The organism is Gardnerella sp. DNF00476, from assembly GCF_049262735.1.
Taxonomy (GTDB): Bacteria; Actinomycetota; Actinomycetes; order Actinomycetales; family Bifidobacteriaceae; genus Bifidobacterium; species Bifidobacterium vaginale.
The window spans coordinates 951,141-976,774 of the sequence record NZ_CP058401.1 but is presented as its reverse complement, the minus strand read 5'-3'; the positions used below and the strand labels follow the sequence as shown (position 1 = coordinate 976,774).

General features: G+C 45.9%; 16 protein-coding genes and 3 rRNA genes. All 19 read right to left on the bottom strand.

Going from position 1 to position 25,634, the window contains the following annotated elements:
* Positions 1–25: 25 nt before the first annotated feature.
* The gene (gene thrB / locus HXT25_RS03910) at positions 26–1,057 is read right to left on the bottom strand and encodes a homoserine kinase (protein WP_422118698.1); all 1,032 of its coding nucleotides are present in this window, start codon (positions 1,055–1,057) and stop codon (positions 26–28) included.
* Between the two features lie 92 nt (positions 1,058–1,149).
* Positions 1,150–2,538 carry a homoserine dehydrogenase gene (locus HXT25_RS03905; protein ID WP_422118697.1) on the bottom strand — a complete coding sequence of 463 codons (1,389 nt, stop codon included), beginning with the start codon at positions 2,536–2,538 and terminating at the stop codon, positions 1,150–1,152.
* A gap of 72 nt (positions 2,539–2,610) precedes the next feature.
* The gene (locus tag HXT25_RS03900) at positions 2,611–3,603 is read right to left on the bottom strand and encodes a CPBP family intramembrane glutamic endopeptidase (RefSeq protein WP_421786073.1); all 993 of its coding nucleotides are present in this window, start codon (positions 3,601–3,603) and stop codon (positions 2,611–2,613) included.
* A gap of 143 nt (positions 3,604–3,746) precedes the next feature.
* Positions 3,747–4,892 carry a D-alanine--D-alanine ligase family protein gene (locus HXT25_RS03895; RefSeq protein WP_004113708.1) on the bottom strand — a complete coding sequence of 382 codons (1,146 nt, stop codon included), beginning with the start codon at positions 4,890–4,892 and terminating at the stop codon, positions 3,747–3,749.
* An 85-nt stretch (positions 4,893–4,977) separates the two neighbouring features.
* The gene (locus HXT25_RS03890) at positions 4,978–5,973 is read right to left on the bottom strand and encodes an NAD(P)H-dependent glycerol-3-phosphate dehydrogenase (protein ID WP_004113710.1); all 996 of its coding nucleotides are present in this window, start codon (positions 5,971–5,973) and stop codon (positions 4,978–4,980) included.
* A 166-nt stretch (positions 5,974–6,139) separates the two neighbouring features.
* Positions 6,140–7,021 carry a lysophospholipid acyltransferase family protein gene (locus tag HXT25_RS03885; protein ID WP_004113711.1) on the bottom strand — a complete coding sequence of 294 codons (882 nt, stop codon included), beginning with the start codon at positions 7,019–7,021 and terminating at the stop codon, positions 6,140–6,142.
* Between the two features lie 34 nt (positions 7,022–7,055).
* The gene (locus HXT25_RS03880) at positions 7,056–7,928 is read right to left on the bottom strand and encodes an anchored repeat-type ABC transporter permease subunit (protein WP_004113712.1); all 873 of its coding nucleotides are present in this window, start codon (positions 7,926–7,928) and stop codon (positions 7,056–7,058) included.
* Positions 7,928–8,749 carry an anchored repeat-type ABC transporter ATP-binding subunit gene (locus tag HXT25_RS03875; protein ID WP_020759839.1) on the bottom strand — a complete coding sequence of 274 codons (822 nt, stop codon included), beginning with the start codon at positions 8,747–8,749 and terminating at the stop codon, positions 7,928–7,930. Before HXT25_RS03875 ends, HXT25_RS03880 begins: the two co-directional genes overlap by 1 nt.
* 16 nt (positions 8,750–8,765) lie before the next feature.
* Complete coding sequence (locus tag HXT25_RS03870) at positions 8,766–10,562, bottom strand: anchored repeat ABC transporter, substrate-binding protein (RefSeq protein WP_217431485.1); 1,797 nt, start codon at positions 10,560–10,562, stop codon at positions 8,766–8,768.
* A gap of 51 nt (positions 10,563–10,613) precedes the next feature.
* Complete coding sequence (locus HXT25_RS03865) at positions 10,614–12,812, bottom strand: choice-of-anchor M domain-containing protein (RefSeq protein ID WP_422118696.1); 2,199 nt, start codon at positions 12,810–12,812, stop codon at positions 10,614–10,616.
* 13 nt (positions 12,813–12,825) lie between these two features.
* Positions 12,826–14,025, bottom strand: a complete 1,200-nt coding sequence (locus HXT25_RS03860; RefSeq protein ID WP_014554802.1) for a choice-of-anchor M domain-containing protein — start codon at positions 14,023–14,025, stop codon at positions 12,826–12,828.
* Positions 14,026–14,059: 34 nt separating this feature from the next.
* Positions 14,060–16,390 carry a choice-of-anchor M domain-containing protein gene (locus HXT25_RS03855; RefSeq protein ID WP_422118695.1) on the bottom strand — a complete coding sequence of 777 codons (2,331 nt, stop codon included), beginning with the start codon at positions 16,388–16,390 and terminating at the stop codon, positions 14,060–14,062.
* Positions 16,391–16,621: 231 nt separating this feature from the next.
* Positions 16,622–17,176 carry a cysteine hydrolase family protein gene (locus HXT25_RS03850; protein ID WP_004125197.1) on the bottom strand — a complete coding sequence of 185 codons (555 nt, stop codon included), beginning with the start codon at positions 17,174–17,176 and terminating at the stop codon, positions 16,622–16,624.
* A gap of 190 nt (positions 17,177–17,366) precedes the next feature.
* Positions 17,367–17,483 (bottom strand): 5S ribosomal RNA (gene rrf, locus HXT25_RS03845).
* Between the two features lie 164 nt (positions 17,484–17,647).
* Positions 17,648–20,706 (bottom strand): 23S ribosomal RNA (locus HXT25_RS03840).
* A gap of 47 nt (positions 20,707–20,753) precedes the next feature.
* Positions 20,754–21,020: a hypothetical protein gene (locus HXT25_RS03835; RefSeq protein WP_101892036.1), complete on the bottom strand. Its 267-nt coding sequence runs from the start codon at positions 21,018–21,020 to the stop codon at positions 20,754–20,756.
* 60 nt (positions 21,021–21,080) lie between these two features.
* Positions 21,081–22,608: ribosomal RNA gene (locus tag HXT25_RS03830) — 16S ribosomal RNA — on the bottom strand.
* The 16S, 23S and 5S rRNA genes sit together here, the layout of an rRNA operon.
* 583 nt (positions 22,609–23,191) lie before the next feature.
* Positions 23,192–24,067 (bottom strand): phosphogluconate dehydrogenase (NAD(+)-dependent, decarboxylating), encoded by an 876-nt coding sequence (gnd, locus tag HXT25_RS03825; RefSeq protein WP_064623022.1) that lies wholly within the window; start codon positions 24,065–24,067, stop codon positions 23,192–23,194.
* 97 nt (positions 24,068–24,164) lie between these two features.
* Positions 24,165–25,505, bottom strand: a complete 1,341-nt coding sequence (locus tag HXT25_RS03820) for a GntP family permease (RefSeq protein ID WP_004112718.1) — start codon at positions 25,503–25,505, stop codon at positions 24,165–24,167.
* Positions 25,506–25,634: the final 129 nt, after the last annotated feature.

Sequence of the window (25,634 nt, the reverse complement as noted above, 5' to 3'; positions counted from 1 at the left end):
CTTCCTTTTTACAACTTCACACAAATTATTCGCGAGTTATTGCAACGCCAATAGAATCAACATGCACGTGCAAAACTTTCCAATCGCAGCCGCTTAAAAGCGGTTCTGCAATTTTTTCTATTCTTTCGCTTATATTAGTAGCGTTATTTTCATCTACGGTTGCTGGCGACTTTTCCTCATAGAACACCGCCGCGCAAGATCCAGCTCCAGAAATAGCAGCTGCAAACCCCTTATCTCGCAAAGCTTTTACTAAATCCCAAGTTGGTTGCATAAGACTTGCTCGGTATGGCTGGTGAATAGCGTCTTGAGTAGCTGTAAAAAGCAAATCGTTTCTAGAAAGAGTGGTTTTTGCGCAAGAGTTGGCAGAATCGCGAGAATCAGCAAACGCGTTAAAATCACCAAAATCGCCAAACGCAATCGGCAATAAGCAAGCGCGCGAAACGTTAAATACGGCATCTGCATATGACACTTTTTCTGGAAGCGCTTGGCGAGCCATTTGCGTTGAAAGAGTAAAGTTTGGCACAAAAATCGTTGCGCGAATTTGCTTAGAAACGCTGTATCGAACTGTGTGGAACTCATCGCCATTCTTCCAACTGGTTGTCAATCCGCCAAAAACCGCTGGAGCAACATTATCTGGGTGTCCTTCAATCGCAGCTGCAAGCTCAAAAATCGCCTGCTTATTAAGATTTCCATTATGCGCAAAAGCCCAAGCTGCAGCCACGCCCGAAACAATCGCACTGGCGGAAGATCCCATTCCTCGCGCTTGCGGAATGCGATTATGCGCTTCTAGAGTAAAGCGCAAATGCGGCAAGCCAAACGCTTCGCACGCTTTGCGAAATGCGCGAACAACAAGATGCGTCTCGTCTTTTGGCAACGTATCTTCGCCTTCGCCGTGAATAATCACGCGAACATCTTGCGAATCGTCAAGCGTATCATCAAGCGTAAAAACTAGCGAATCCGCATAATCAAGCGCAATTCCTGCAACGTCAAATCCCGACCCAAGATTTGCGCTGGTTGCTGGCACGCAAACTGACACACTGTTGCATACTGGTTTCATTTCACACCTTTTCCGTTCGAGCAGCCTACTTAATTACTTAATTACTTAATTACTCAATAATTACTCAATTACGCGATTACTTAATTACTCAATTACTTAATAATTCGCAAAGCAAGCGGTTTTGCACACACAACATCCACTTTTTGCAAATCAGCAAGAATTGCGCGCAAATCCGCCTCTGTACAATCTTTTACAAGCACACGCAAAGCGTCAGGACCGCCGATTCCGCAAGCTGGGCAATCGCCCTCGCCCTCATATTGAGTTTGGCAAAGCATAGGCAATCGTTCCGCGTTAACTCCATGCGCATCAAACACATCCATCACTTCGCTGCAAAGAGCAAGTGAAGTATCCTCCATGCTGCATCGCACAACAAAATCCGCACGAATCGAGCGCGTGGAAGCCAAAGATTTTGCGTTATACATTGGCACGCTGGCATCGCTGCAACCGCGCGCTATGTTTCTAGCAGCTCCAACAATATCTCCAACAACCGCGCTTGCTGTTGGCGCACCACCAGCGCCGCGGCCGTAGAACATAAGATCATCCGCCGCTTGCGCTTTAACAAAAACGGCGTTAAAGCTGCCATGAACGGAGGCCAGCGGATGCTCTTTGCTAACCAACGCTGGGTAAACGCTTGCGCTCACCAATCCACTCGAATCGCAAGCAACCGCTGCAAGCAGCTTAATCACGCGATTTTCTGCACTTGCCGCAGCAATGTCTTCAGCCGTAATCGCGCTAATTCCTTCAACACTAACGTCATCAATGCTTATTGGCATTTGGAATGCAAGTGTTGCAAGAATAGCAGCCTTGTTTGCTGCATCAAATCCTTCAACGTCTCCTGTAGGATCCGCCTCCGCGTACCCCTTTTCTTGAGCCGCGCGTAAAGCCGAATCAAAATCAAGACCGCGAACCGTCATCTCGTCAAGAATATAGTTTGTAGTTCCGTTTACGATTCCAAAAATTTGCGTGATTTTGTCACCTACAAGCGACTCTCTAAGCGGACGCAAAATTGGGATTGCACCTGCAACAGACGCCTCGAAACTTAAATCCACTCCGTTTTTTTGCGCGCAATCGTAGAGTTCTGGACCAAACTTTGCAAGCAATGCTTTGTTTGCTGTTACAACCGACTTTCCGCATTCTAGAGCGGTTTTTACAAATGTGTGCGCTGGTTCCAAACCGCCAATTAGCTCAACGATTATGTCTATATCTTCGCGTTCACATAATGCTAGAGCGTCTGCGCTTAGAAGATTTTTGGCAATCCATGGAGCGTCCACATCTTCTGGATGCAAGCATGCTACTCCTGCAAGCTCTAGCGGGGCGCCGATTCTCGCCGATAGTTCAGAGTTTTCTTCGACTATTAGACGCGCTGTTTGCGATCCTACTGTTCCGGCTCCTAAAAGACCCACGCGGATTGGCTCAGCAGAAAAGTCGCCAGCAACCAATCCATCACTATTTTCTGCATTTTCTGCATTTACCGTAACCATAAAATCGCCTCCAATACACTAATCAATCCCAAATAATCCCGTAATCCGAAATCACACTAAACGCGTTCTCGCTCACACAAAAAGCATTATCATATTCATAAGCACTGAAACCACAAGGAAACCCATAATGCCGACTGTTCCGTAAAGCGCCTTTATTCCAGCACTTCCGCGAATTTCAAGCGGCGAATCGTAGAATTCGAGATATTTTTTACTCCTTGCCAACAGCACAATTCCGAACACAAACATAACAATCATGAACATCGCGTAAAGACCTATAAACATGAATCCAGGAGCCAAATCCGCGATTTCTTGCGTTGTAAGATTCTCAACTTTAATTAAGTTCCCGTTTGAATCCATCATATTGTCGGAAATCCACATCGCTATAACGCTTCCTTGGAAGTTCACAATCATGTGCAAAGCAACGCTGTATCTAAGCTGCGATGTGCGCGCATACATGTAGCCGAACACAAGTCCCAGCCCAAAAGCGTAGAAGAACTGGAACATGTTCATATGGAACAACGCAAACGCCAGAGCCGAGAACACAATCGCGCGCTTTTCGCCATACACTCGCAGCCTGTCTATAATCTGCTTTCTAAACAGCCATTCCTCCACAACTGGAGCAAGGAAAACAACGAAAATCATGGTTTCCCATACGTTTCCGCCTGCCACTATATCTACAATCCTGTTTTCAGCTTTTCCGCCAGATATAAGCGCAGAAATCGCCAAACCTAGGTAGTTTCCTGCATACATTATCGGTACGCTCACTGCGAAAAATCCAGCAAACTGTCTGAATGTCATTGTGAATTTGCGTGTTTCTACCGCTGGCACTCGTCTTAAAACAAGCATCGCTATCGGCAACGCGATTAAGTATTGCGCAATGTCTGACGAAACGAAGGAGCTTAATGAAGGACTTAGAACACCTTTTGGAATGAACAAGCCTATAAGTTCACCTATTAAAATAGTTGCAAGAATCCAAACAAATAGGAATAAGCACAGCGATACACCAACATCTCCTTGACGTTTTCGCGCTAAATGGTACATGTCGTTATGCTGAGTTTTTCGCATTTTTACCTCTTCGTTTGTGTTTTAAGTTTTCTCTTAAACCTGATTTTATACAGACTTTAAGATTTGATATTTGCGCAAATTTGCACAAATTCTTCGGTTGCTGGCGACTAATCCTCAAAAACCATGATTTTTTGAAGTTTGTCTCAGTCTAAAATCACGCCTTCAATAAGTTTTGTGATTAAATCACCGTAGCTTATTCCTGTTGCTTCCCAAGCTTTTGGATACATGGAAATTGGCGTAAATCCAGGCATTGTGTTGATCTCGTTAATCATTACATGTCCTTCTGGAGTAACGAAAGAATCCACGCGACTAAGTCCTCGACCGTCCGCTGCTTTGAACGCTGCGAGCGCAGTATTGCGAACGCGCTGCAAAGTTTCTTCTGGCAGATTTGCTGGCACTTCCACGTGTGAAGCTGCGGAATCCATGTATTTGCTGTCAAAATCGTAGAACTGGTCTTCTCCAGCCTCGCGCTTGTCAAGCACAACTTCTCCAGGCCAGCTCGCTTTAGGCTCTTCGCCGTCGCGAGCGGCAAGAACCGCGCACTCAATTTCTCGCGCGTCAATTCCTTGCTCTATCAATACTCGCCAATCGTGCTTCGAAGCCTCAAAAACGGCATCTGCTAAAGCTTTAGCATCGCGCGATTCAACTTTTGTAACTCCAAAACTAGATCCTGCTCGGCTTGGTTTTACAAAAAGTGGATACTCGAGTTTTGCTTCTTCAACTTGCTCAAGAATTTCGTTTGCGTACGCGTCAAAGTGATTTGCGCAATCATTAGCGAACTTTCGCACATCCAGCGCGATTCCTGGAGCAACATCAATTCCAGCCGCCTTAAAAAGTTGCTTAGCGTAATACTTATCCATGCACGCGGCGGATGCCAAAACTCCGCAACCAACGTATGGAACTTGCATCATTTCTAGCAAACCTTGCAAGGTTCCGTCTTCACCGTTTGGGCCGTGAAGAACCGGAAAAACAGCGTCAATATGACCCAAACTTGTAAGCGTGCCATCTGCCTCTCGCACCAAAAATCCGTCGGCACCTTTAGCTGGGTCTAGCACAACATCGCGCGTCTGCTCGGTTTTTGTGATTACTGGCAACTCGCCTTGCTCCATGCGGAAGTTTCGCGGATCTTCGCCGCCAACAATCCACTCGCCTTGCTTTGTGATTGCAATACGTACGATTTCAAATCGACTTTCGTCTACAGCACTGAGTACTCCAGCAGCCGATATGCAAGAAATCGAATGTTCGTCTGCTTTACCGCCATACAAGAACACTACACGCTTTTTAGTCATTTTTTTCCTTTGAAAATTATTTTAATTATCTTAATCATTTTAATTATTTTGAATTATCTACGCGCACGGCTTATAAGGAATTTCACTACTCTTCGCAAACATCGTTATCGAAAAGCATTGCAAGCATCTCTTGGCACGATATTCCTTCTTCTAGCACACGAGCCATCGCACTTGCAAGCGGAGTAGCAACTCCTAAACGCTTACCCATTGAAACAACCGCGCTAGTAGTTGGAACGCCTTCAGCCACACCATTGCTTACGGCAGTTGCTTCTTCAACGCTCATGCCTTTCCCAAGATTTGATCCAAAAGTGTAGTTGCGGCTTAGCGGAGACCCGCAAGTTGCCACTAAATCACCAAAGCCTGCAAGTCCTGCGAATGTGCGCGAATCTGCGCCTTCTGCAACGCCCAATGCCGTCAACTCTGCAAGTCCACGCGTTTCAATCATAGCTGCTGTATTTTCTCCGTATCCTGCGCCTCGAGCCATGCCAACTGCGAGCGCAACCACGTTTTTAAGCGATCCACACATTTCTACGCCGATTACGTCGGTTGATACAAACGCCTTAAAGTAGCTGTTTGAGCAAGCTTTTGCCACCACTTCGGCATTTGCGCGATTCTCGCACGCCACAACCGCTGCCGCATGCTGCCTTAATGCCACTTCTTTGCTTAAGTTTGGCCCCGATAATGCTGCAAAACGGTTGCGCGGTAAGCTTAAAGCTTCGCACACAACTTCGTCCATACGCTTGCCTGTTGTGCGCTCAATGCCCTTCATAAGCGAAACAACAATCGCATGTTGCGGAATTTTGCCAGCAAATTCTTCGAGTGCAACGCGCGCAAATTGTGCTGCAATCGCAACTACTACAATGTCTGCGTTTGCTACAGCTTCTTCGCGATCCCCAGTAGCAGTCATGTTTTCTGGCAAACGCTCTACGCTTGGCAGCCTCACTTCGTTGCGGTGATTATCTCGAATGCCTTCCACAATTTGCGGCTCTATTGCCCACATTGTCACTTGATTTCCCGCGTCTGCAAGCACTTGCCCAAACGCCGTACCCCAAGCTCCAGCACCCAACACCGTAACGTTCATGTTTACGCCTAGCCTTTCGGTTTTAATCTATATACTTTTGTGATTTAAGTATTTACGATTTTATGTTTGCATACTTTTAATCAAACTATTGCATAATTCTACACAGCCCGCTTTACGGATGATTCACAAAAGTTTTACGGCTTAGTGAACCGCAAATTTACAGTCACTATTCTTTGACTCTCTTCATAAGTCTATAGTCAAAGTATCCTTCTGGTGCTTTTTCTCCGCGGATCTCTTCCATAATTTCCGTCATGCGTACGCGTACGCGACGAGCCAATTCGGCAGCAGACTCCATAGGCGGCAAATCACCCCAATTTTCCATATCTTTTAGAAGATCCGAATAATCAAGACGCGCATCGTAGCACATTACAACGTTCTTCTTTGGCCACGGCCACCAATGATTGATGCTTGCAGCACCCCATGTAACAGCGCAAAATAGCGGAATTTGATGCCCCAGCCTACGCGATGCTTCGAGCGCAATAACTCCGATTCCTGGCTTCATGCTCATAGGCCATTTTTGAGGGTCGCGCGTAACTGTTCCTTCTGGCCATACGCTAAGCGGCCTACCGTTTGTTAGGATTTTAATCGATTCTTCTTCGATTTCACGTGCTTTTCCGCTTCTGCGTGGAACTGGTTGCATGCCAACAAGCTGGAACCATTTTCCTAAGATTGGCCAATGCGCAAGCTCTGCTTTTGCCATGTATCGCGGACGTCGGCCTTGGTGGAATAGAGACGTCATTGGCACGAAAACGTCGAACATTGTAACGTGCGTGCAAGCGGTTATAAACACGTCTTCTTCTGGCACATTCTCTAATCCCCATGCGCGCACTTTGCAACGAGATCTAAGCACGCGAGACGTTCCTTCAAGGAGACGCTCAGTTGCCTTTGGATTTTGCGCGTTGATTTCTGCCGTATTTGGCGTCCGCGCGCCAGTTGGGTAGTAATAAGTAGGATCAACTAACTTGTGTGCTCGCGCTAAGCGTTCTACTTGCTCATCACTGAGCGGCTTAACTGCGCTTCTAGGCGAAGGCTTTCCTTTAGATACCATACGTCTATTGTGCCGCAAACTATAAACCGCAATTTTACGAAACGACTGATCGCAGTTTCGGCACAATCCTCGCCACCAACCCATGTTTAGGCGAGCACACCCACGCTAGAACAAACATAAAAGTCGCAACCAAAACGATTGTGCCGCCAGTAGCAGTGTCTAAACTCCAAGACAAGTACATTCCAAGAATCGAAGAAGCGCACCCAATAGCAGGCGCCAAAATCATCATTTTCCCAAGTCTGTCGGTAAGCAATCGCGCAGTCGCCGCAGGCGTAATCAAAAGCGCTAAGACAAGCACGTTTCCGATTATTTGCACAGATACTACTACAGCAATCGCAACTAAAACGTATAGCATTCCATCCAACCATGCTACTGGCAAACCCATTGCGCGGCTTGTTTCTCGATCCATTGAAACGCATACTAGCTCTTTGTGGAACATCATTAGAAGCGTTACGATTATTAGCCCTGTTATTGCTACTACAGCAATGTCGGAGTCTGGTATTCCTGTAATGGAGCCAAATAGGAACGATTCCAAGGATCCTGCATAGCCCGAAGCCTTTGAGATTACTACGATTCCCAGCGCAAATGCAGACACAAAAAATACGCCGATAAACGAGTCTTCGCGAAGTCTACGATTTTGGCTAAAGATTGATACGATTAGCGCGGTTGCAACTCCTGCGAGCGCGCCACCAAATAGCAAGTTTCCTTGCAACACAAATGCGATTGCGAGTCCTGGAAAAACGGAGTGCGCTACTGCGTCTCCAATAAACGCCATTCCGCGTAGCACTACATAGCATCCTACAACTCCGCATATTACGCTAGAAAGGCACGCTACTATAAGCGCTTTGAGTAAGAACCAAAGGTCTGGGTTTGTAAGGTCTTGTATAAAGTCGATTGGAGATAGCATTATTTTTCTACCACACTTTCATGCGCCATAACGCGCTCTACAGCTTTGATTAGTGGATTTTGCGCATCCACATGGAATGTTTGCACCCATTGATTTGCGTTTAACGATTCTGGAGCGCCGTCGCCCACTATGCTTCCGTCGAAAAGCATGATTCTAGAACACGAGTTTATAGATCCGATTATGTCGTGCGAGCTCATCAAAATCGCTTCTCCCGACTTTGCTAAATCCAAAAAAAGACTCGTGAGCAGCTCTTGAGTAGGCATGTCTAAGCCTGTAAATGGCTCATCTAAAAGCAACAATCGCGGCTGTCCTGCAAGAGCACGTGCAACGAGTACGCGCTGCCTTTGCCCGCCCGAAAGCTCGCCGATTGTGCGATCCCTAAAATCCGCCATTCCTGTGCGCTCAAGAGAAGCGAGCGCTATCTCGTAGTCCTCTTTTTTTGCGCGACGAACGTAGCCAATGTGACGAATGCGGCCCATCATTACCACGTCTAGTACAGAAAGTGGGAAATCCCACGCAATATCGTGGCGTTGTGGCACGTATCCAACGTTGTTTACTCGCGAATTAATCAAAGATTCACCGCTTTTATTAGCGTGCACTTCGAGTTTTCCAGTATGCGGAATCAAACCCATAATCGCGCGGAAAAGCGTTGTTTTTCCAGCTCCATTTGCACCAAGAAGTCCCACAAATTCGCCGCTTTTAATCGTAAACGAAACGTCTTTTACAATCGTGCGACTGCCGTAACTTACGATTAAGTTTTGCGCGCTTATAACAGTATTTTCGTCCATATTCGCGTCCATATTTCCCTTATTAATCTTCATAAATTCAACTTCAATCTCACTTCAAGCACTTCGCTAAAGAATCCGCGTTCGCTCGCATCATATCCGCGTAAGTTCGCACTTTAGAATCGAAAGCATCTCCATAAATCGGGCACACTTTTACGTGCGCTTGCGCTGCCAACTCCTTCAGCACAGACGAACGCGATATTAAATTTGGCTCCAAAAACACAGCTGGAATCTCTAAATCGCGCAAAATCTGCTGCAATCTACGCCTATCTTGCACGCTCGGCTCGCTCGAAGGATTAATCGTTACAAATCCTGCAATATTCACGCCGTAAGTTTTACCTAAGTACGCAAAAGCGTCGTGCGTTGTAACTAAATTGCGCTTCTCTTTTGGTATTGACGCCACTTTTTTGCGCATATACGCATCTACGTCTAACAACTTGTTAATGTATCGATCCGCATTTTCGCGATATTTACGAGCATTTTTAGGGTCCACTTCGCAAAGGCGATCTGCGATTGTGCGCACGTATGCTATGCCATTTTTTACGGATTGCCACAAATGCGGGTCAATATCTCCGTGAACGTGCTTTCCTAAAACTGCTTGCGGCAGCTGATAAATCTTCTGCCTTGCAGCTCCCAAAAACCTGTATCCTTGTTCGGCTGGTATCTCTTTTAGCGCGTTAGTTGGCACTTCTACAACAACATCGCGCGGCGCATAATACACACGTTTTGGCGCAGCGGAGCGTTTTTCTTGCAAAGTATCTACGCGGTACACAAATCCACGTTTTGCTAAGTCGTAAGCTAAATCTGCATGACCTTTGTTCAGCACTACGCTAGCTCCACGCTTTTTGGCTATTTTTTGCGCATTTATGCCTACAGCAAATCGCATTTTAGCGTTTCCAAGGCTAGAAACTACCTCGTTTTGCGCGTTTAGCATGTCGGCGTGCAAGTCAAGCGTGTATTCGCCTGGCTTGCTAAACGCCCAGCTTAAATGCGTGTGCGCGTCTGCTGGCAAGTCTACGTGGTCTTCTGCGCTTATGCCGTTTGCGCTGTTAAAGTATGTTTCTACGCTTCCAAAAGTGCCAGTCAAGTATGCAAATAGCGCGCCTGGTCCGCTTACTTTCGTTGCCGTTAAGCGTATTCTGTCGGAGCGCTTCATGTTGTATGCGTTCGGCTTTATTACAGTTGCGCGACCTTCTTTTGTTGCAGTTGAAGGCGCATTTGATTGCAAAGATTGACCTGACTTTTCTAGTTGGCTGGCTTGTTTTGAATTTGTTTTTGTTTTATTGAGATTGTTTAGAGAAGCTAACTCACCAGCCGCCGCCGAAGGCGATTCTTCCGCACGCTTTTGCGGATTTGCATTTGCACTGCCTTGCACGCTATGCGCTTCCTCGCTCGGTTGCGCAGCCATGCGTTCTGTAGCAAGACCTAGCCAAATCGTGTCTAAAGACACGTCTTCTACCATCGGAATAATATCTGCAGCGTGCTTAACACTTTCTTCCGCAAGTTGCACATTTGGCACACCTTTTCGCAAATTAGCGTCCAAAGCTGTAATTACGCCGTGCTCCTCAAGCATCATGTAGTTACTAAAAGCAACATCCGCGTACACAACGTCTCTAATTGAGCGCAAACGCGGCTCGTACGAATGCGGATCCGCGTTGTCTGGCACAATCGCACTCACATTTGCTGCGTCTCCTGCAACATTCGCAACCATATCTCGCAAAACGCCCGTTGTTGTTACAACGTTAATGCGACCATTACGATGTCCTGCACGATTCCCATTAGCACTACCACAAGAAGAAAGCGGCAAAATAAGCGCGACGACTGCAATTGCACTAATCGAAGAAAACAAAGTTTGCTTTACTTTTCTGGGCTTATGAATCACCCTTACACACTCCTACTACTAATAGCGCAACAACCAATTGAAGTTAATAAGCCCGCGCTTGTAGAGGAACCAAATTCCGGCACCAAAAACGCCAAGCACAGCAATAATTCCGCCAATAATAAGCGAATAGGCAAGTGAAGGATTCCGATTGAATAATCCTTTTACACCCTTTGCTTCAGATTTCACAATATCGTCATTATCATTCAATTTCTGTCGGTACAAACTTTTAGCAATCCTCTTGTTACTAATTTTTGAAACAAGACCTTTATGCTTTTTAGCTTTTCTTGGCAATTGTTTTCCAGAACGTGAATTGTTTGACCCAAACCCACGACCTCCAACAAAAGAATTTCCGCCATCAACGGCACCGATTCCACCACTGCCATTATTACCGCCAGAACGAGGCAAACTAGTAGGTTTTACTGGATTATGAGGTGCAGAAGGACCAACTTTTTTGCCTTGTGTATCCTCTTTTTCATTGCTTCCGCCGCCGTCAGCATACCCCATTGGCGTTTCTTGTGGATCAACACCAACAGCAACATGAATATTGCGAGTTACTGTAGAATTTCCGTCAGAAGCTTGGAATTGCAATGTGTAATATCCCGGTTTGTCGAAATCCCAATTCGCATGAGCATGCGTATTTGCAGGTATAGTATAATCTGTTGCTCCTTGAGTGGAGAAAATCTCTTGATCTCCACCGCCCAAGCCGCCAAACATCCAAACACGTACGTTTCCAGGACCTTCAACTCCTGTTAAGCTCAATTGAGTTGGCTTATGCGGATTCATAGACTGATTATTCCAACCCATCCATGGCACACCATCAATTTGTGTTTGCGGTATACGATACACGCCGTTAGTTTTACCAGCATCACCAACTGCGAATACAACTGTATCCGGGTCTCTAAAGACGTGGCTTCCTGTCACATCTTCTTGCACAGCCATATCAACTTTATTTGAATCGCCAGTATATACAGCAATATCAACATGACCGTGGTCTATAACGAGTTTGTCACCCTTGATGTCTTTGAACTTTGTCGAAGTAGATTGCTGACTTTGAGAATCTTGCTTTCCGCTTTTCGCGTTATGTTCCCCATGAATAAGACCACCGTTATTACTTCCAAAAAGTCCTCTATTACTTCCAAGAAGTCCTTGTTGTTGCATTTTTGCTCCAGGCCATGGAGTCACATACACAGTGTTGTTATTACCGTTAATGAAGAAAGATCCGTTACTTTGTTGCACATTAATACTGTGATCCTCACTTTGAGAATCGTCATTATCATCTGAATCTTCTTCGTCATCTTCACCATCTTCATCACCATCAAAAGATGCGCCATCATAATCAGCAAAATCCCCAGCTGTTACATCATGATTAGTGACGTGGAATGTATAGACTTGCTCAGAACTTTGCTCCTCGTCACCAACGGTAGTAGTAGCCTTCATTTTTAACTTGTACACACCAGGACGGTTAAAAGACCAATACATGTGAGAATGCTTGCCACCAGTCTCAGTGATGTCAACATCTTTTGGCCAATTTTCAGCAGAGCCGAGCATTTTCTCATAATCGTCACCGCTGCGAGTGTACATAAAAACTTCGCCATTGTGAGGTGCTTCGATACCAGTTAATGACAGTTTGACTGTTGGGTTAACTTTTGTAGAACCAGCTCCCTCATATAACGGTCTAGTATCTAAACCAGGCCATAATGCACCAGTATTTCCAGCTCCAGATTGATCAAAGAACCAGACTACACCTTCGCGAGTTGTTGCGTAGATTTCTTTTATTATCGGATCATTCTCATCTTTGGAAAGCTGCATGATGTTTTTAGAACCGACTTCAAAAATAAGTCGATTCGTATCATAACGAGTGCCATCATGATCTTCACTTTCAAACGCATCACCCAAGGTGCCTAATACTATGCGCTTGCTTGCACTATCAAAGAAAGTTGCAAAAACATCAGCATGACCTTTATACGCGTGACACATTGCAGCTTTACTATCAGCCGCAGGTTGTGATGAAGCAGTTTTATCTAAGCGAGCAGCCGTACACGCTTTAAAATTGGCTTGCTTTATGGCGGTAAAATCTTTAGAAGATTTCTTTCCACTTACAACAGTTGCGTCACTGCCATTGTCAGCAAAAGCTGCGGGAGTTCCCATCATCATGCCACACAAGCACACGCCCACCAACAAAGCGCGAGATAATTTCTTTATACTATTACGAACCATTTTCGTCACACCATTATTTCCACTGAGTACCATCAGATTGCATATTGTCTGATTGAGAATATTGAGAATTATTAATTGGTGACATTACTGTCGTTTCTTGATCACGCACTAGATTTGACAAGGTATTGTCACCATTTGCATTATTCACAGAATTTGCATTATTTGCATACTGTTGATTAGCTTGTGCAGAAACTTGCTTAGCAAGCGCAAGATTTCGTGCTTTCTTGCTTTTAACTACAGCTATTAGTACAAAAATCACAATAATTACGGCAATAATAGCCACGAAAATACCTACGATTTGAAGAACTAAAGCTGTATCGTCACTTTTTTCAGATACTTTGTGAGAATGCTTATGCTTGTTGTGAAGGAGTTCGTGATGATGATTAGCTTCATCTTTTTCGGATTCATCGTTATCTTCTTCATCTTGACCCTCTTCGTCGCCCTCGTTGCCACTTGCTCCAGCAGCACTCGCACCTAAAGCAGCATTAGGATCGGTATTATCTCCAACCGCAAAATTAAGAACACGCGTATCGCTTACTGAGCGTCCATTTTTAAGCTTTCCTGAAAAAGTAAGCTTCACATGATAAATTCCAGGCTTAGAAAACACCCAATTCACGTGAGTATGAGCGTTGGCTTCAATCCAGCTGTTTTGCGGATATCCTTTAGTACTATCCCAAAGTTGCTGTGGATTGTTGTTGCCATTTTCTAAGTAAACATGCAGTTTACCCGGGCCGCTTACTCCTTCAAGAGAAAGGTTTGCACCGCGATCGAGCTCGTTAAGCACGCCACCTTCCTGCGTATTCCAACCAAGCCACGGCACATCAGGATTTTGAGTTTGTGGAATTACGTAAAGCTTGGTTCCAGGCTTTTCGCCAATAAAACTGTAGGCAGCATCATCAGGCATAGGAATTATTGAATTACCACCTAATTTAAATACCACATTTTCTGGGTCTCGCCACACTGGTTCGTCACCAGTATCATCGCGAATCTTCAATTTCCATTTGCCGTCGATTAGCGTTGGTCCAAAATCAGCATGACCTGCTTGAATCATAACTGGCTGATTGCCTTCATTAGCATAAGCAGTTTCCTGCATTGGATTTGGTGCACATAAAGATGCAACCAAAGTTACTAAAGAAAATATGAGCGCAAGCAGCGCAGTAGAATATACATGCTTTCGTTTTACTTGCAATGTTTCATTTTGTTTGTAATTCATTATTTAAACTTTCTAGTAATAATACGAATACCATTTACAACAATTTCAATTTAGAACGTATCAATGCTCCGCATGCGCCAGTTATTGTGCATAAGCCGACGCTCGCACCTGAAGCTGCAACCGCAACCCACTTAATCGAAGAACTATCACCTTTTGTATCATCTGAATCATCTTCATACGCTTCATCAGATTCTTCGTTGTATTGCCTTGCACCTTGCAAAGCATGACGTTCAGTATTCTTAACAAAATCAGAGTTATTGACAGAACTATTTTTAGACTTATTGCCAGAATTATTATCTGTTCTTACGAAATTACGAATAGTCTGTCCACTTTTCTTAGAGCTCTTGTTCTTAGTATGAGTTCCGCCAGAAGTTCGTCGCGATGAATTATGTAACGATGTTCCGCTTGAATTTTCTGTTCTTGTAAAAGAACTAGAACCAGAACTAGCACCACTTTGCGTATTATTTTTAGAATTATTCTTACGATTAGTGCGGTTAGTCTTATTGCGATTCTTCTTTGTGCGCTTGAATTTTCTGCCAGATTTCTTAAAGAAATTAGATTCGAATTGGAATCCACCATTAGAGCTAGATCCGAATAGTCCAGAATTTGCAGCACCACCGAATACGCCTTTCAAAAAGTTCTTTCCACCAGCGAAATGCTTAGTCTTATTTTTGCGCTTATTATGACGATTATTATGTCGCTTCTCATGGTGCTTTTTCCCGTGAGAGTTCTCATCATCTTCAGAATCAGAACCACTTTGATCATCATCGCCATCATGGTTATGAGAGTGAGGAACACCTTTCATCTCAATAACATAATCGCAAAACTCATCAAACATTTTATTACGGTAAAGTTCACCGTTCTTTAAAACTAAGGAAGGACGAATCGTTGCACCTTGCATTGACGCATCAAGTTTTAGCTCCAACTTGCTGTTCACGGCACCAGGAATGCGCTTAAATTCGCTTTCTCCTTCCTTTTTCATCAACCAAACATAATCTTTAACAATGGAAGTTACTGGACTTGTCGGATCGTCAATTGGCGCACCGGTAACACCGTCGGTTGCAACATGAGGGTTAAGCAATACTGTTTTCGCGTGTAAAGTATCCCCTGGTTTGAAACGCTTATAAGGAGCAATTGCTTTTACTACAGGATGTCCGTCAGCACCGTGATCTTCAACGGCGATGGTTGCAGACGCAGTATCTTTGCCAACTTGCGTTTCACCTTCAGTTGCGTGAGCATACACTTTCATCTTGTTCATTGCAGGCTCAGCTGGAAGCTGCAATCTCTCAGCAAAAAGAGTGGTTCCATACGCGTCAGGACCTTCGTCAGCACGCACATATCTCCACTCAATACGAGCACCCTTTGGTTTGTTAACTACTTTTAAGTCTAAACCACCATAACCTTCGTATGAATGATAATGCGGATGAGGTCCGGAATCACGAATATTACCGATACGCATATCACCACCATCGTCTTTATCCGTGTCCTTATGATCTTCAGAAGCTTTGTGCGCTTCTTCATCATCATCAGGATTAATAAAATCACCGCGACGATGCAAATCAAGCGTTTCCATAATTCCAGAAGCAGGTACTTCGCCTGAATATGTGTCTTCTACTTCAAAAGTGTATTCTGCAGGCTCAGTTGTGATCTGCTTTTTAGTGTTTTTATTTGTAATAGTTGCTGCTACTCTTAGTTTATACACGCCAGGTTGCGTAAATCCCCAGTTTGCATGCACGTGACCAGCAGTATGTTGATGAATCACACCAGGTAGCATAAATCGGCTACCTTCAGTATCAGGTTCGTCGTCTAAATCGTTCTCTTCAAATGATAATTTCTTTGAATTTTTACCAACGCCCTCTGTAGTCCAAAGCAGAATACGCCCGTTCATAGGACCAGTAACTTGCTGAATGGCAATATCTGCTGTTGCTTCATCTGCGTGATTTGCGCCAACTAAAGATGCAGCATAACCTGTATCCCAACCTGGGAAGAGAGGATTTCCTTTTTGATTTCCGGAACTATCAAGATAGTAGTATTCAGTAGCAAGCGCAGGAATCTGCGATTTTGTAGTATACGTGCTTTTTGCTACGCGCAAAGTAGTGTTTTCAGGCTTTAAGAAAGTGGTACCGTCTTTTTCGACAGCCATAATGAATTTACCGTTGTATTGAATTGGGTAAAATACGTCCGTATGGCCATGACTTAGCACTTCCTTTTTTGTAGGATTGTATTTTTCGCCAGGATTACTATTTTCTAATGCAACTGCCGGTAAAGCTGCACTGAACCCCGATACCAGCACCGCAAACGCAAGCACCGCAACGCCACACATTGCAAACGCGCGTTTTACCATATTCTTAATGACCTGAGTCATAATTACTATTTCGCTCTCTACACTTCATCTTCTCTATTTCGCAATGTGTACTCTTCTTTTACACATAACTACTCGAAGACATCTTTACAACGTCTATCAATAATAATAATGATTCTCATTAATAGTCAAGTCGACACTCCGATTAAACAAAAACGCTGGCAGCTCAAAGCAACCAGCGTCGATTATTCTCAATAACTATTTAATAATTATTTATATTTTTAGCTAAAGATCTTAGCCTTCTACAATATCTGCATTAAGACAAGTCTTAAAGTGGCGCAAAGCCCACTCGTGACCTTGAGGATCAAAGCTTGCGACTGCATCTTTGTGAACCACAATCTTGAATCCAAGATTATACGCATCGACAGCCGTGTGAAGCACGCAAATATCTGTGCAAACGCCTACCAAATGCAGCTCCTCAATATGACGTTCGCGAAGTTTAATCAGCAAATCAGTGCCATTAAACGACGAGTAGCGAGTTTTATGAATGTAATAAACGTTGCTTTTATCTTTATTTGCCTCATAAAAATCACCAAGAGTGCCATAGAGCTCCTGACCGTGTGTTCCAGCAATATTGTGAGGTGGGAAAAGCTTAGTTTCAGGATGATACGGATCGTTTAGATGATGCGTATCGATTGCAAAAACAACGAATTCTCCAGCGTCTAGAAATTCTTGCGATATCTCTGTAATTCGCTTCTCGAGCTTTTGTGCAGGCTCTCCTACTGTAAGCGAGCCATCACTTGCAACGAAATCATTCGTATAATCAATGTTAATAAGAGCCTTTTTCATACATACTTCCGTTTAATCAGTTTAATTGTGTTAAAGCTACACTTACACACTACTCTTTACGCTAACAAGATTCTTTACACTAACATGTTTTGGTACAATCGCACTACAAGAATATGAACGTGTTCGACGATAACCTAAACTTAAATAATAAAAAAGCGGGGAACAATCAAGTTCCCCGCTAGAAAGAATAATGCGGCAGCGTGCTAGTCTCCCACACCCTATCGAGTGCAGTACCCTCACCGTGTCAGGCCTTAGCTTCCGGGTTCGGAATGGGACCGGGCGTCTCACCTGAGCCATGACCACCGCAAAACTAGATTATACACTCACTATAAGCGAGCGGCAAATTGGCGGTTTGGGAACCGGACATGAACGCGAGCAACAGAAAAACAATCATCAAAATCAACAACTTAACCATAAAATGACCGTCTAACACTCCTCAAAGTTAAGAGAATTAAACGATAAGCAATACAAGTAGTATCACAATCGCCCATTAGTACTGGTCAGCTCCACCCCTTACAGGGCTTCCACATCCAGCCTATCAACCACGTGTTCTACATGGGGGCTCACACACAAAGTGCAAGGAATGCTAATCTTGGAGCAGGCTTCCCGCTTAGATGCTTTCAGCGGTTATCCCTTCCAAACGTAGCTAACCGGCAGCGCCACTGGCGTGACGACCGGCATACCAGAGGTTCGTCCACCCAGGTCCTCTCGTACTATGGGCAGGTCTCCTCAACATTCCAACGAGCGCAGAGGATAGAGACCAAACTGTCTCACGACGTTCTGAACCCAGCTCGCGTGCCGCTTTAATCGGCGAACAGCCGAACCCTTGGGACCTGCTCCAGCCCCAGGATGCGACGAGCCGACATCGAGGTGCCAAACCATCCCGTCGATATGGACTCTTGGGAATGATCAGCCTGTTATCCCCGGGGTACCTTTTATCCGTTGAGCGATGCCACGTCCGTACGCCGGCACCGGATCACTATCTCCGACTTTCGTCCCTGCTCGACCCGTCAGTCTCACAGTCAAGCCCGCTTGTGCGATTACACTCAACACCCGATTGCCAACCGGGCTGAGCGGACCATTGAGCGCCTCCGTTACTCTTTAGGAGGCAACCGCCCCAGTTAAACTACCCGCCAGGCACTGTCCCTAACACGGATAACGTGTCGAGGTTAGACGCCAGATATGGAAAGAGCGGTATTTCACTGATCGACTCCACGCAAGCTAGCGCCCACGCTTCACAGCCTCCCGCCTATGCTACACGATCCACACCTAACGACAATACCAAGGTATAGTAAAGGTCCCGGGGTCTTTTCGTCCTTCTGCGCTTAACGAGCATCTTTACTCGTACTGCAATTTCGCCGGGCTCCTGGCCGAGACAGTGGGGAAGTCGTTACGCCATTCGTGCAGGTCGGAACTTACCCGACAAGGAATTTCGCTACCTTAGGATGGTTATAGTTACCACCGCCGTTTACCGGGGCTTAAATTCACCGCTTCACCGAAGCTAACGGATCCTCTTAACCTTCCGGCACCGGGCAGGCGTCAGAGCGTATACAGCGGCTTACGCCTTCGCACGCTCCTGTGTTTTTGGTAAACAGTCGCTACCCCCTAGCTTGTGCCACCCCCAACAGCTCCGCTTGTAAAAAACATCACCATCAGGGGTCTCCCTTATGCCGAAGGCACGGGAGTAATTTGCCGAGTTCCTTGGCCAGGATTCGCCCGATCGCTTTGGTATACTCTACCAGACCACCAGTGTCGGTTTAGGGTACGAGCGGAATCACACCTCACGTTGAAGCTTTTCTCGGCAAGCAGGATCACCGGAATCAGCCTTACAGCCTACCCATCACGCCTCAGCTTAACATCCCCCGGATTTACCTAGAGGACAGCCCACACGCTTAGCCACGGAAAACCACCTCCGCAGCCGGCTACCTACCCGCGTCACTCCCACGCTAACCTACTACCGATACAGTCCCAACACTAAACCAGAAGAAAACCCCGAAAGATAATCAACCAGAATAACGAAGGTTAGTACTCTCAGATTCAGTTCGAACGGTGTAACACCGGTACGGGAATATCAACCCGTTCATCCATTCGACTACGCCTGTCGGCCTCGCCTTAGGACTCGACTCACCCGGGGACGACGAACGTGGCCCCGGAACCCTTAGTCATTCAGCGGACAGGATTCACACCTGTCTCTCGCTACTCATGTCTGCATTCTCACTCCCGTATAGTCCACGACAAGTTCACACTGCCGCTTCACCCCATACAGGACGCTCTCCTACCCCACATGAACTAAATCATGCAGTCGCGTCTTCGGTGGCGTGCTTAAGCCCCGCTACATTGTCGGCGCGGAACCACTAGACCAGTGAGCTGTTACGCACTCTTTCAAGGATGGCTGCTTCTGAGCCAACCTCCTGGCTGTCTATGCGACTCCACATCCTTTCCCACTTAGCACGCGCTTCGGGACCTTAGACGACGATCAGGGCTGTTTCCCTTTTGACGACGGAGCTTATCCCCCGCCGACTCACTGCCATGATAAACCTAACAGGTATTCGGAGTTTGGCTGCTATTAGTACCCGGTATGGGCCCGCAAGCATCCAGTAGCTCTACCCCCTGCAAGCAATAACATGACGCTGCACCTAAATGCATTTCGGAGAGAACCAGCTATCACGGAATTTGATTGGCCTTTCACCCCTAACCCCAAGTCATCCCCCCAGTTTTCAACCTAGGTGGGTTCGGTCCTCCACACGGTCTTACCCGCGCTTCAACCTGCTCAGGGCTAGATCATCCCGCTTCGGGTCCAGGACATGCGACTAAAACGCCTTTTAAAACTCGCTTTCGCTACGGCTCCCCCACCCGGGTTAGCCTCGCCACATACCACTGACTCGCAGACTCATTTTTCGATAGGCACGCCGTCACCCCACAAGAAGGCTCCGACGGATTGTAAGCGCACGGTTTCAGGAACTATTTCACTCCCCTCCCGGGGTGCTTTTCACCTTTCCCTCACGGTACTAGTACACTATCGGTCAGACAGGAATACTTAGGCTTACCCAACGGTCTGGGCAGATTCACGCGGGATTCCACGAGGCCCGCGCTACTTGGGAATAAACATAAAAAGACATCGCGCAACCTGCTACGGGGCCATCACCCTCTACGGCTGGGAATTCAATCCCATTCACATAACACGACATTTTATCACTCTTCTCAACCCCGTCAGAGGCTGAACAGTCAATCCCACGACCCCGAATACGCAACACCTGACGGTTATCACACGTACTCGGTTTAGCCTGATCCGCTTTCGCTCGCCACTACTCACGGAGTATCCTTTCCTGCAGGTACTGAGATGTTTCACTTCCCTGCGTACCCCCCACAAAAACTGTGGTGACCACCCATAACAGTGGCCGGGTCTCCCCATTCGGAAATCCTCGGATCAAAGCCCACTCGGCAGCTCCCCGAGGCATATCGCAGCCCGTCACGTCCTTCATCGGTCCTGTCTACCAAGGCATCCACCATACGCCCTTACCAGTGATACACCAGTAAAAAGCCTATCGCTTAACTCTCTAGACAATAAATCATCACACTAAACGATCACAAAACGATCAAGCGACTCCACCAAAATGGAGCCGGTTGAAATTGATAAAAGTAAAAACAAGCAAAACCAAAAAACAGTCTCACTATTCTTACTCGCGTCCACTATCCAGTTCTCAAACCACCAAACACCAAGAACACAAGCCAAAAACCAAAAAGCCTCAACCTGTAATCCAAGGGCCAGGACCGCAACCCCAAAAAAAGGGGGGTGGCAATCCGGGAACCCAAAAGCATGCCCAACAAACTCATCTAAAAACATTAACTATTGTTTTCCACACCAGTAACCACACTCAACCGAGCGTGCACAAAAACTCCGTAGAAAGGAGGTGATCCAGCCGCACCTTCCGGTACGGCTACCTTGTTACGACTTAGTCCCAATCACGAGCCTCACCTTAGACGGCTCCATCCCAAAAGGGTTAGGCCACCGGCTTCGGGTGCTGCCCACTTTCATGACTTGACGGGCGGTGTGTACAAGGCCCGGGAACGCATTCACCGCGACGTTGCTGATTCGCGATTACTAGCGACTCCGCCTTCACGTAGTCGAGTTGCAGACTACGATCCGAACTGAGACCAGTTTTAAGGGATTAGCACCATGTCACCATGAAGCAACCCGTTGTACTGGCCATTGTAGCATGCGTGAAGCCCTGGACGTAAGGGGCATGATGATCTGACGTCATCCCCACCTTCCTCCGAGTTAACCCCGGCGGTCCCCCGTGAGTTCCCGGCATAACCCGCTGGCAACACAGGGCGAGGGTTGCGCTCGTTGCGGGACTTAACCCAACATCTCACGACACGAGCTGACGACGACCATGCACCACCTGTGAACCTGCCCCGAAAGGAAACCACATCTCTGCAGTCGTCAGGCACATGTCAAGCCCAGGTAAGGTTCTTCGCGTTGCATCGAATTAATCCGCATGCTCCGCCGCTTGTGCGGGCCCCCGTCAATTTCTTTGAGTTTTAGCCTTGCGGCCGTACTCCCCAGGCGGGACGCTTAACGCGTTAGCTCCGACACAGAACCCGTGGAATGGGCCCCACATCCAGCGTCCACCGTTTACGGCGTGGACTACCAGGGTATCTAATCCTGTTCGCTCCCCACGCTTTCGCTTCTCAGCGTCAGTAACAGCCCAGAGACCTGCCTTCGCCATTGGTGTTCTTCCCGATATCTACACATTCCACCGTTACACCGAGAATTCCAGTCTCCCCTACTGCACTCTAGCCCGCCCGTACCCGGCGCAAACCCACCGTTAAGCGATGGGCTTTCACACCAGACGCGACGAACCGCCTACAAGCTCTTTACGCCCAATAATTCCGGATAACGCTTGCGCCCTACGTATTACCGCGGCTGCTGGCACGTAGTTAGCCGGCGCTTATTCGAAAGGTACACTCACCCAAAAGGCTTGCTCCCAATCAAAAGCGGTTTACAACCCGAAGGCCTTCATCCCGCACGCGGCGTCGCTGCGTCAGGGTTCCCCCCATTGCGCAATATTCCCCACTGCTGCCTCCCGTAGGAGTCTGGGCCGTATCTCAGTCCCAATGTGGCCGTCCGCCCTCTCAGGCCGGCTACCCGTCGAAGCCTAGGTGGGCCATTACCCCGCCTACAAGCTGATAGGACGCGACCCCATCCCATGCCACTAAACACTTTCCCAACAAGACATGCGTCAAGTTGGAGCATCCAGCATTACCACCCGTTTCCAAGAGCTATTCTGGAGCATGGGGCAGGTTGGTCACGCATTACTCACCCGTTCGCCACTCTCACCAACCAGCAAGCTGGTCAGATCCCGTTCGACTTGCATGTGTTAAGCACGCCGCCAGCGTTCATCCTGAGCCAGAATCGAACCCTCCACGAAAAACTTCAATGAAGAGCCAACAAAAGGCTCCAATATAAAAGAAAAAGACGAGACATTCTTTAAGGAAAGAACATCCCAACAAAAAACCTCACCATCATTTAACCATCTCTCAGGCACCCCACAATCCGTGAGGCTGACAATGAACTGGCAATAATTAACTAAATAAGTAGTACAGACACGCTCTTGAGTTCTCAAACCACCACCACACCAGCCGGCCCATCAACCTCAACCGAGGAGAACCAGCCGCGCTGAGCAGCAAGAGATAAACTTACACCAAACCCCACCAAAACGCAAACCAACACCAAACAAACACCACAAAACCATTGAAAACAAGCCAAAACATCGGCGTGTCGAAAACACGCAAAAAACCACAACAAACCACAACAAACCACCACAACCACCAACACAAAACCAAAAACAACCCAAAAAACAAACAAAAAACCATAAAAAACACAAAACCCGGGAGTGTCACAAACAAAAATAGATGGGCAATTAACGCATAACTGCCCATCTATACAATCTTTATCTATTCTTTATCTATCTTTTATCTATTTTTACCTTAGATATTTTCTACTTACTTTGACTATTTTTTAGTGACATGGCCACCAAACTGCGCGCGCAACGATGAAACTACTCGCAAAGTGTCATCTCCACCTCCGCGAGATACTTGACGAGCCCACAATGAGCATGCGGTAACTGGGGTTGGAACACCAAGTTCAAGTGCAGCTTCAACCATCCACTTTGCTTCACCAGATTCATTAGCAACAGGAGGCATAGATTCTAATGTTGGATCGTCTTTTGCAGCGCGCGCGAATAAGTCAAGCAACCAAGATTGAACAACAGAACCTTGGCGCCATGAAGACATAACCTTAGCTGGATCATCTATTAATTCTGAACGCATCATTGTTGCAAAGCCTTCACCAAAAGCCTGCATCATGCCATATTCAATTCCATTGTGAACCATCTTGGCAAAATGACCACCGCCAACAGCACCAGCGTGAACGAGTCCGTCAGGGCCTTCAGGCTTCAAAGTCTCGAAAATTGGTAGCATTCTCTGATAATCTTCATAGGAGCCGCCAGCCATCAATGCGTAACCACGAGTCGAGCCCCAAACTCCTCCTGAAACTCCAACATCCATAAAATGGATTCCCTTTGCTTTTAATTCAACAGAATGACGTTGATCATCAATATACCTGGTATTACCTCCATCAATTACTAGATCATTATCTTCAAGAAGATTGCTTAATTTTTCGATAGTTGTGTCTGTAGGAAAACCAGCTGGAACCATAACCCATACAATACGCGGACTAGAAAGTCTTTGTACCAATTTTTCTAAAGAATCAACATCTCGATTTGATTCGGCACTAACGTCATATCCAACAACTTCATGACCTCCTTCGCGCAAGCGCTTAACCATGTTTCCACCCATGCGCCCTAAACCGATAACACCTAATTGCATAATAAATTCCTTCCTTCAAATTTTTTGATAACTTTTAATAACTTTTAATAACTTTTGCAAAACTGTCACAAAACTTATTCAGATAATCTTTTTAATTTCATATGAACACAGGAACAACAGCGGAAACTAGCATAATAATTGCAAGTCCAACAACAGACAATACTGTTTCCATTAATGACCATGTTTTAAATGTTTGTCCTACGCTCATACCGAAATATTCTTTAACCAACCAGAATCCAGCATCATTTACATGAGATAAGAAGATTGATCCAGCACCAATAGCTAGTACGAGTAACGCTAATTGTACTTGATTTAGATTTGCAGCCAAAGGTGCAACAATTCCAGATGCCGTTACGGTTGCAACGGTTGCAGATCCAGTCGCCAATCTAATTAGTACAGCAACAATCCATCCAGCAAGAAGAGGATTAAGATTTGCCTGAACAATGCCCGTAGCAATAACTTTACCAATTCCAGAATCTACAAGAGTTTGCTTAAATCCGCCCCCAGCAGCAACTATCAACAAGATACTTGCAATTGAGGAGAACGAAAGGCCTACCAGAGAATTTAATGTATCCCTACTCCACTTTGCGCGAATAGCAAATAATATCATCGCAAAAATAGTAGTGATTGTAAGAGCTTCAAGTGGTGTTCCAATCCATGCGATTACACTACCAAATGTAGATTTTGATTGCCCCGTAATATCAACAACACTGGCTGCAAGCATAAGAATTACTGGAAGTAAAATTACGCTAGATGCTTCCGCGAATGTAGGACGATTTTGTGGCTTATCTTCCTTCTTATTGTCTTCTTCTTGCTTAGCTTGAATAGGAACCATTTTTACCATCCAATGAACCATTAGAGGTCCTGCGATTGCTACAGTTGGTATGGCGATAATCAAACCAAAAGCCAAAGTCAATCCAAGGTTTGCGTGCAAAGCATCAATAGCAACAAGTGGTCCAGGATGTGGCGGTACAAAAGCATGCAAAGCCGATAAGCCTGCGAGCGCCGGTATTCCTAAAGCAATTACTGGCATTTTTGTACGACGAGCAACAAGAAGAATAATTGGTATAAGTATCACTACACCAACTTCAAAGAACAGTGGAATTCCAACAATAAATGCGCTCAGCGCCATAGCCCATGGAAGCTTATGTTCTGGAGCTTTCTTAAGTATGGTGTCACAAATCACGTCTGCTCCACCAGAACGCGTAAGAAGAATTCCAATAATTCCGCCTAAAGCAATGAGTAATCCAACTCCTGATGCTGTGGAACCAACTCCATTAGTAAAGCTTGTAAGACTTTTATCATATGGAACTCCTGCAATGATTGCAGTTGCAATCGAACCAATCATTAACGATAGGAAGGGATGTACTTTTACCACTGCAATAAGTACGACAATAAGCGCTATACCTAATATTGCCGCAAGAATTAACCCACTCATAAATCCTCCATGATTTTGTGAATTGTTTTAATTATTGTGATGCTTTATTTATAATTCCTTGTGATCTTTTGTTTACGATCAATGCGCTAACAACTTTGTTATTTGCGTTAGTAATTTTTGAATGTATAT

Coding starts and splice junctions, on each gene's coding strand:
- HXT25_RS03895 (WP_004113708.1), bottom strand. CDS start 4,892: ATGACTAAAAAGCGTGTAGTGTTCTTGTATGGCGGTAAAGCAGACGAA.
- HXT25_RS03860 (WP_014554802.1), bottom strand. CDS start 14,025: ATGAATTACAAACAAAATGAAACATTGCAAGTAAAACGAAAGCATGTA.
- HXT25_RS03900 (WP_421786073.1), bottom strand. CDS start 3,603: ATGCGAAAAACTCAGCATAACGACATGTACCATTTAGCGCGAAAACGT.
- gnd (WP_064623022.1), bottom strand. CDS start 24,067: ATGCAATTAGGTGTTATCGGTTTAGGGCGCATGGGTGGAAACATGGTT.
- HXT25_RS03875 (WP_020759839.1), bottom strand. CDS start 8,749: ATGAAGATTAATAAGGGAAATATGGACGCGAATATGGACGAAAATACT.
- HXT25_RS03890 (WP_004113710.1), bottom strand. CDS start 5,973: ATGAACGTTACGGTGTTGGGTGCTGGAGCTTGGGGTACGGCGTTTGGG.
- HXT25_RS03885 (WP_004113711.1), bottom strand. CDS start 7,021: ATGGTATCTAAAGGAAAGCCTTCGCCTAGAAGCGCAGTTAAGCCGCTC.
- thrB (WP_422118698.1), bottom strand. CDS start 1,057: ATGAAACCAGTATGCAACAGTGTGTCAGTTTGCGTGCCAGCAACCAGC.
- HXT25_RS03835 (WP_101892036.1), bottom strand. CDS start 21,020: ATGTTTTTAGATGAGTTTGTTGGGCATGCTTTTGGGTTCCCGGATTGC.
- HXT25_RS03880 (WP_004113712.1), bottom strand. CDS start 7,928: ATGCTATCTCCAATCGACTTTATACAAGACCTTACAAACCCAGACCTT.
- HXT25_RS03820 (WP_004112718.1), bottom strand. CDS start 25,505: ATGAGTGGGTTAATTCTTGCGGCAATATTAGGTATAGCGCTTATTGTC.
- HXT25_RS03865 (WP_422118696.1), bottom strand. CDS start 12,812: ATGGTTCGTAATAGTATAAAGAAATTATCTCGCGCTTTGTTGGTGGGC.
- HXT25_RS03855 (WP_422118695.1), bottom strand. CDS start 16,390: ATGACTCAGGTCATTAAGAATATGGTAAAACGCGCGTTTGCAATGTGT.
- HXT25_RS03905 (WP_422118697.1), bottom strand. CDS start 2,538: ATGGTTACGGTAAATGCAGAAAATGCAGAAAATAGTGATGGATTGGTT.
- HXT25_RS03850 (WP_004125197.1), bottom strand. CDS start 17,176: ATGAAAAAGGCTCTTATTAACATTGATTATACGAATGATTTCGTTGCA.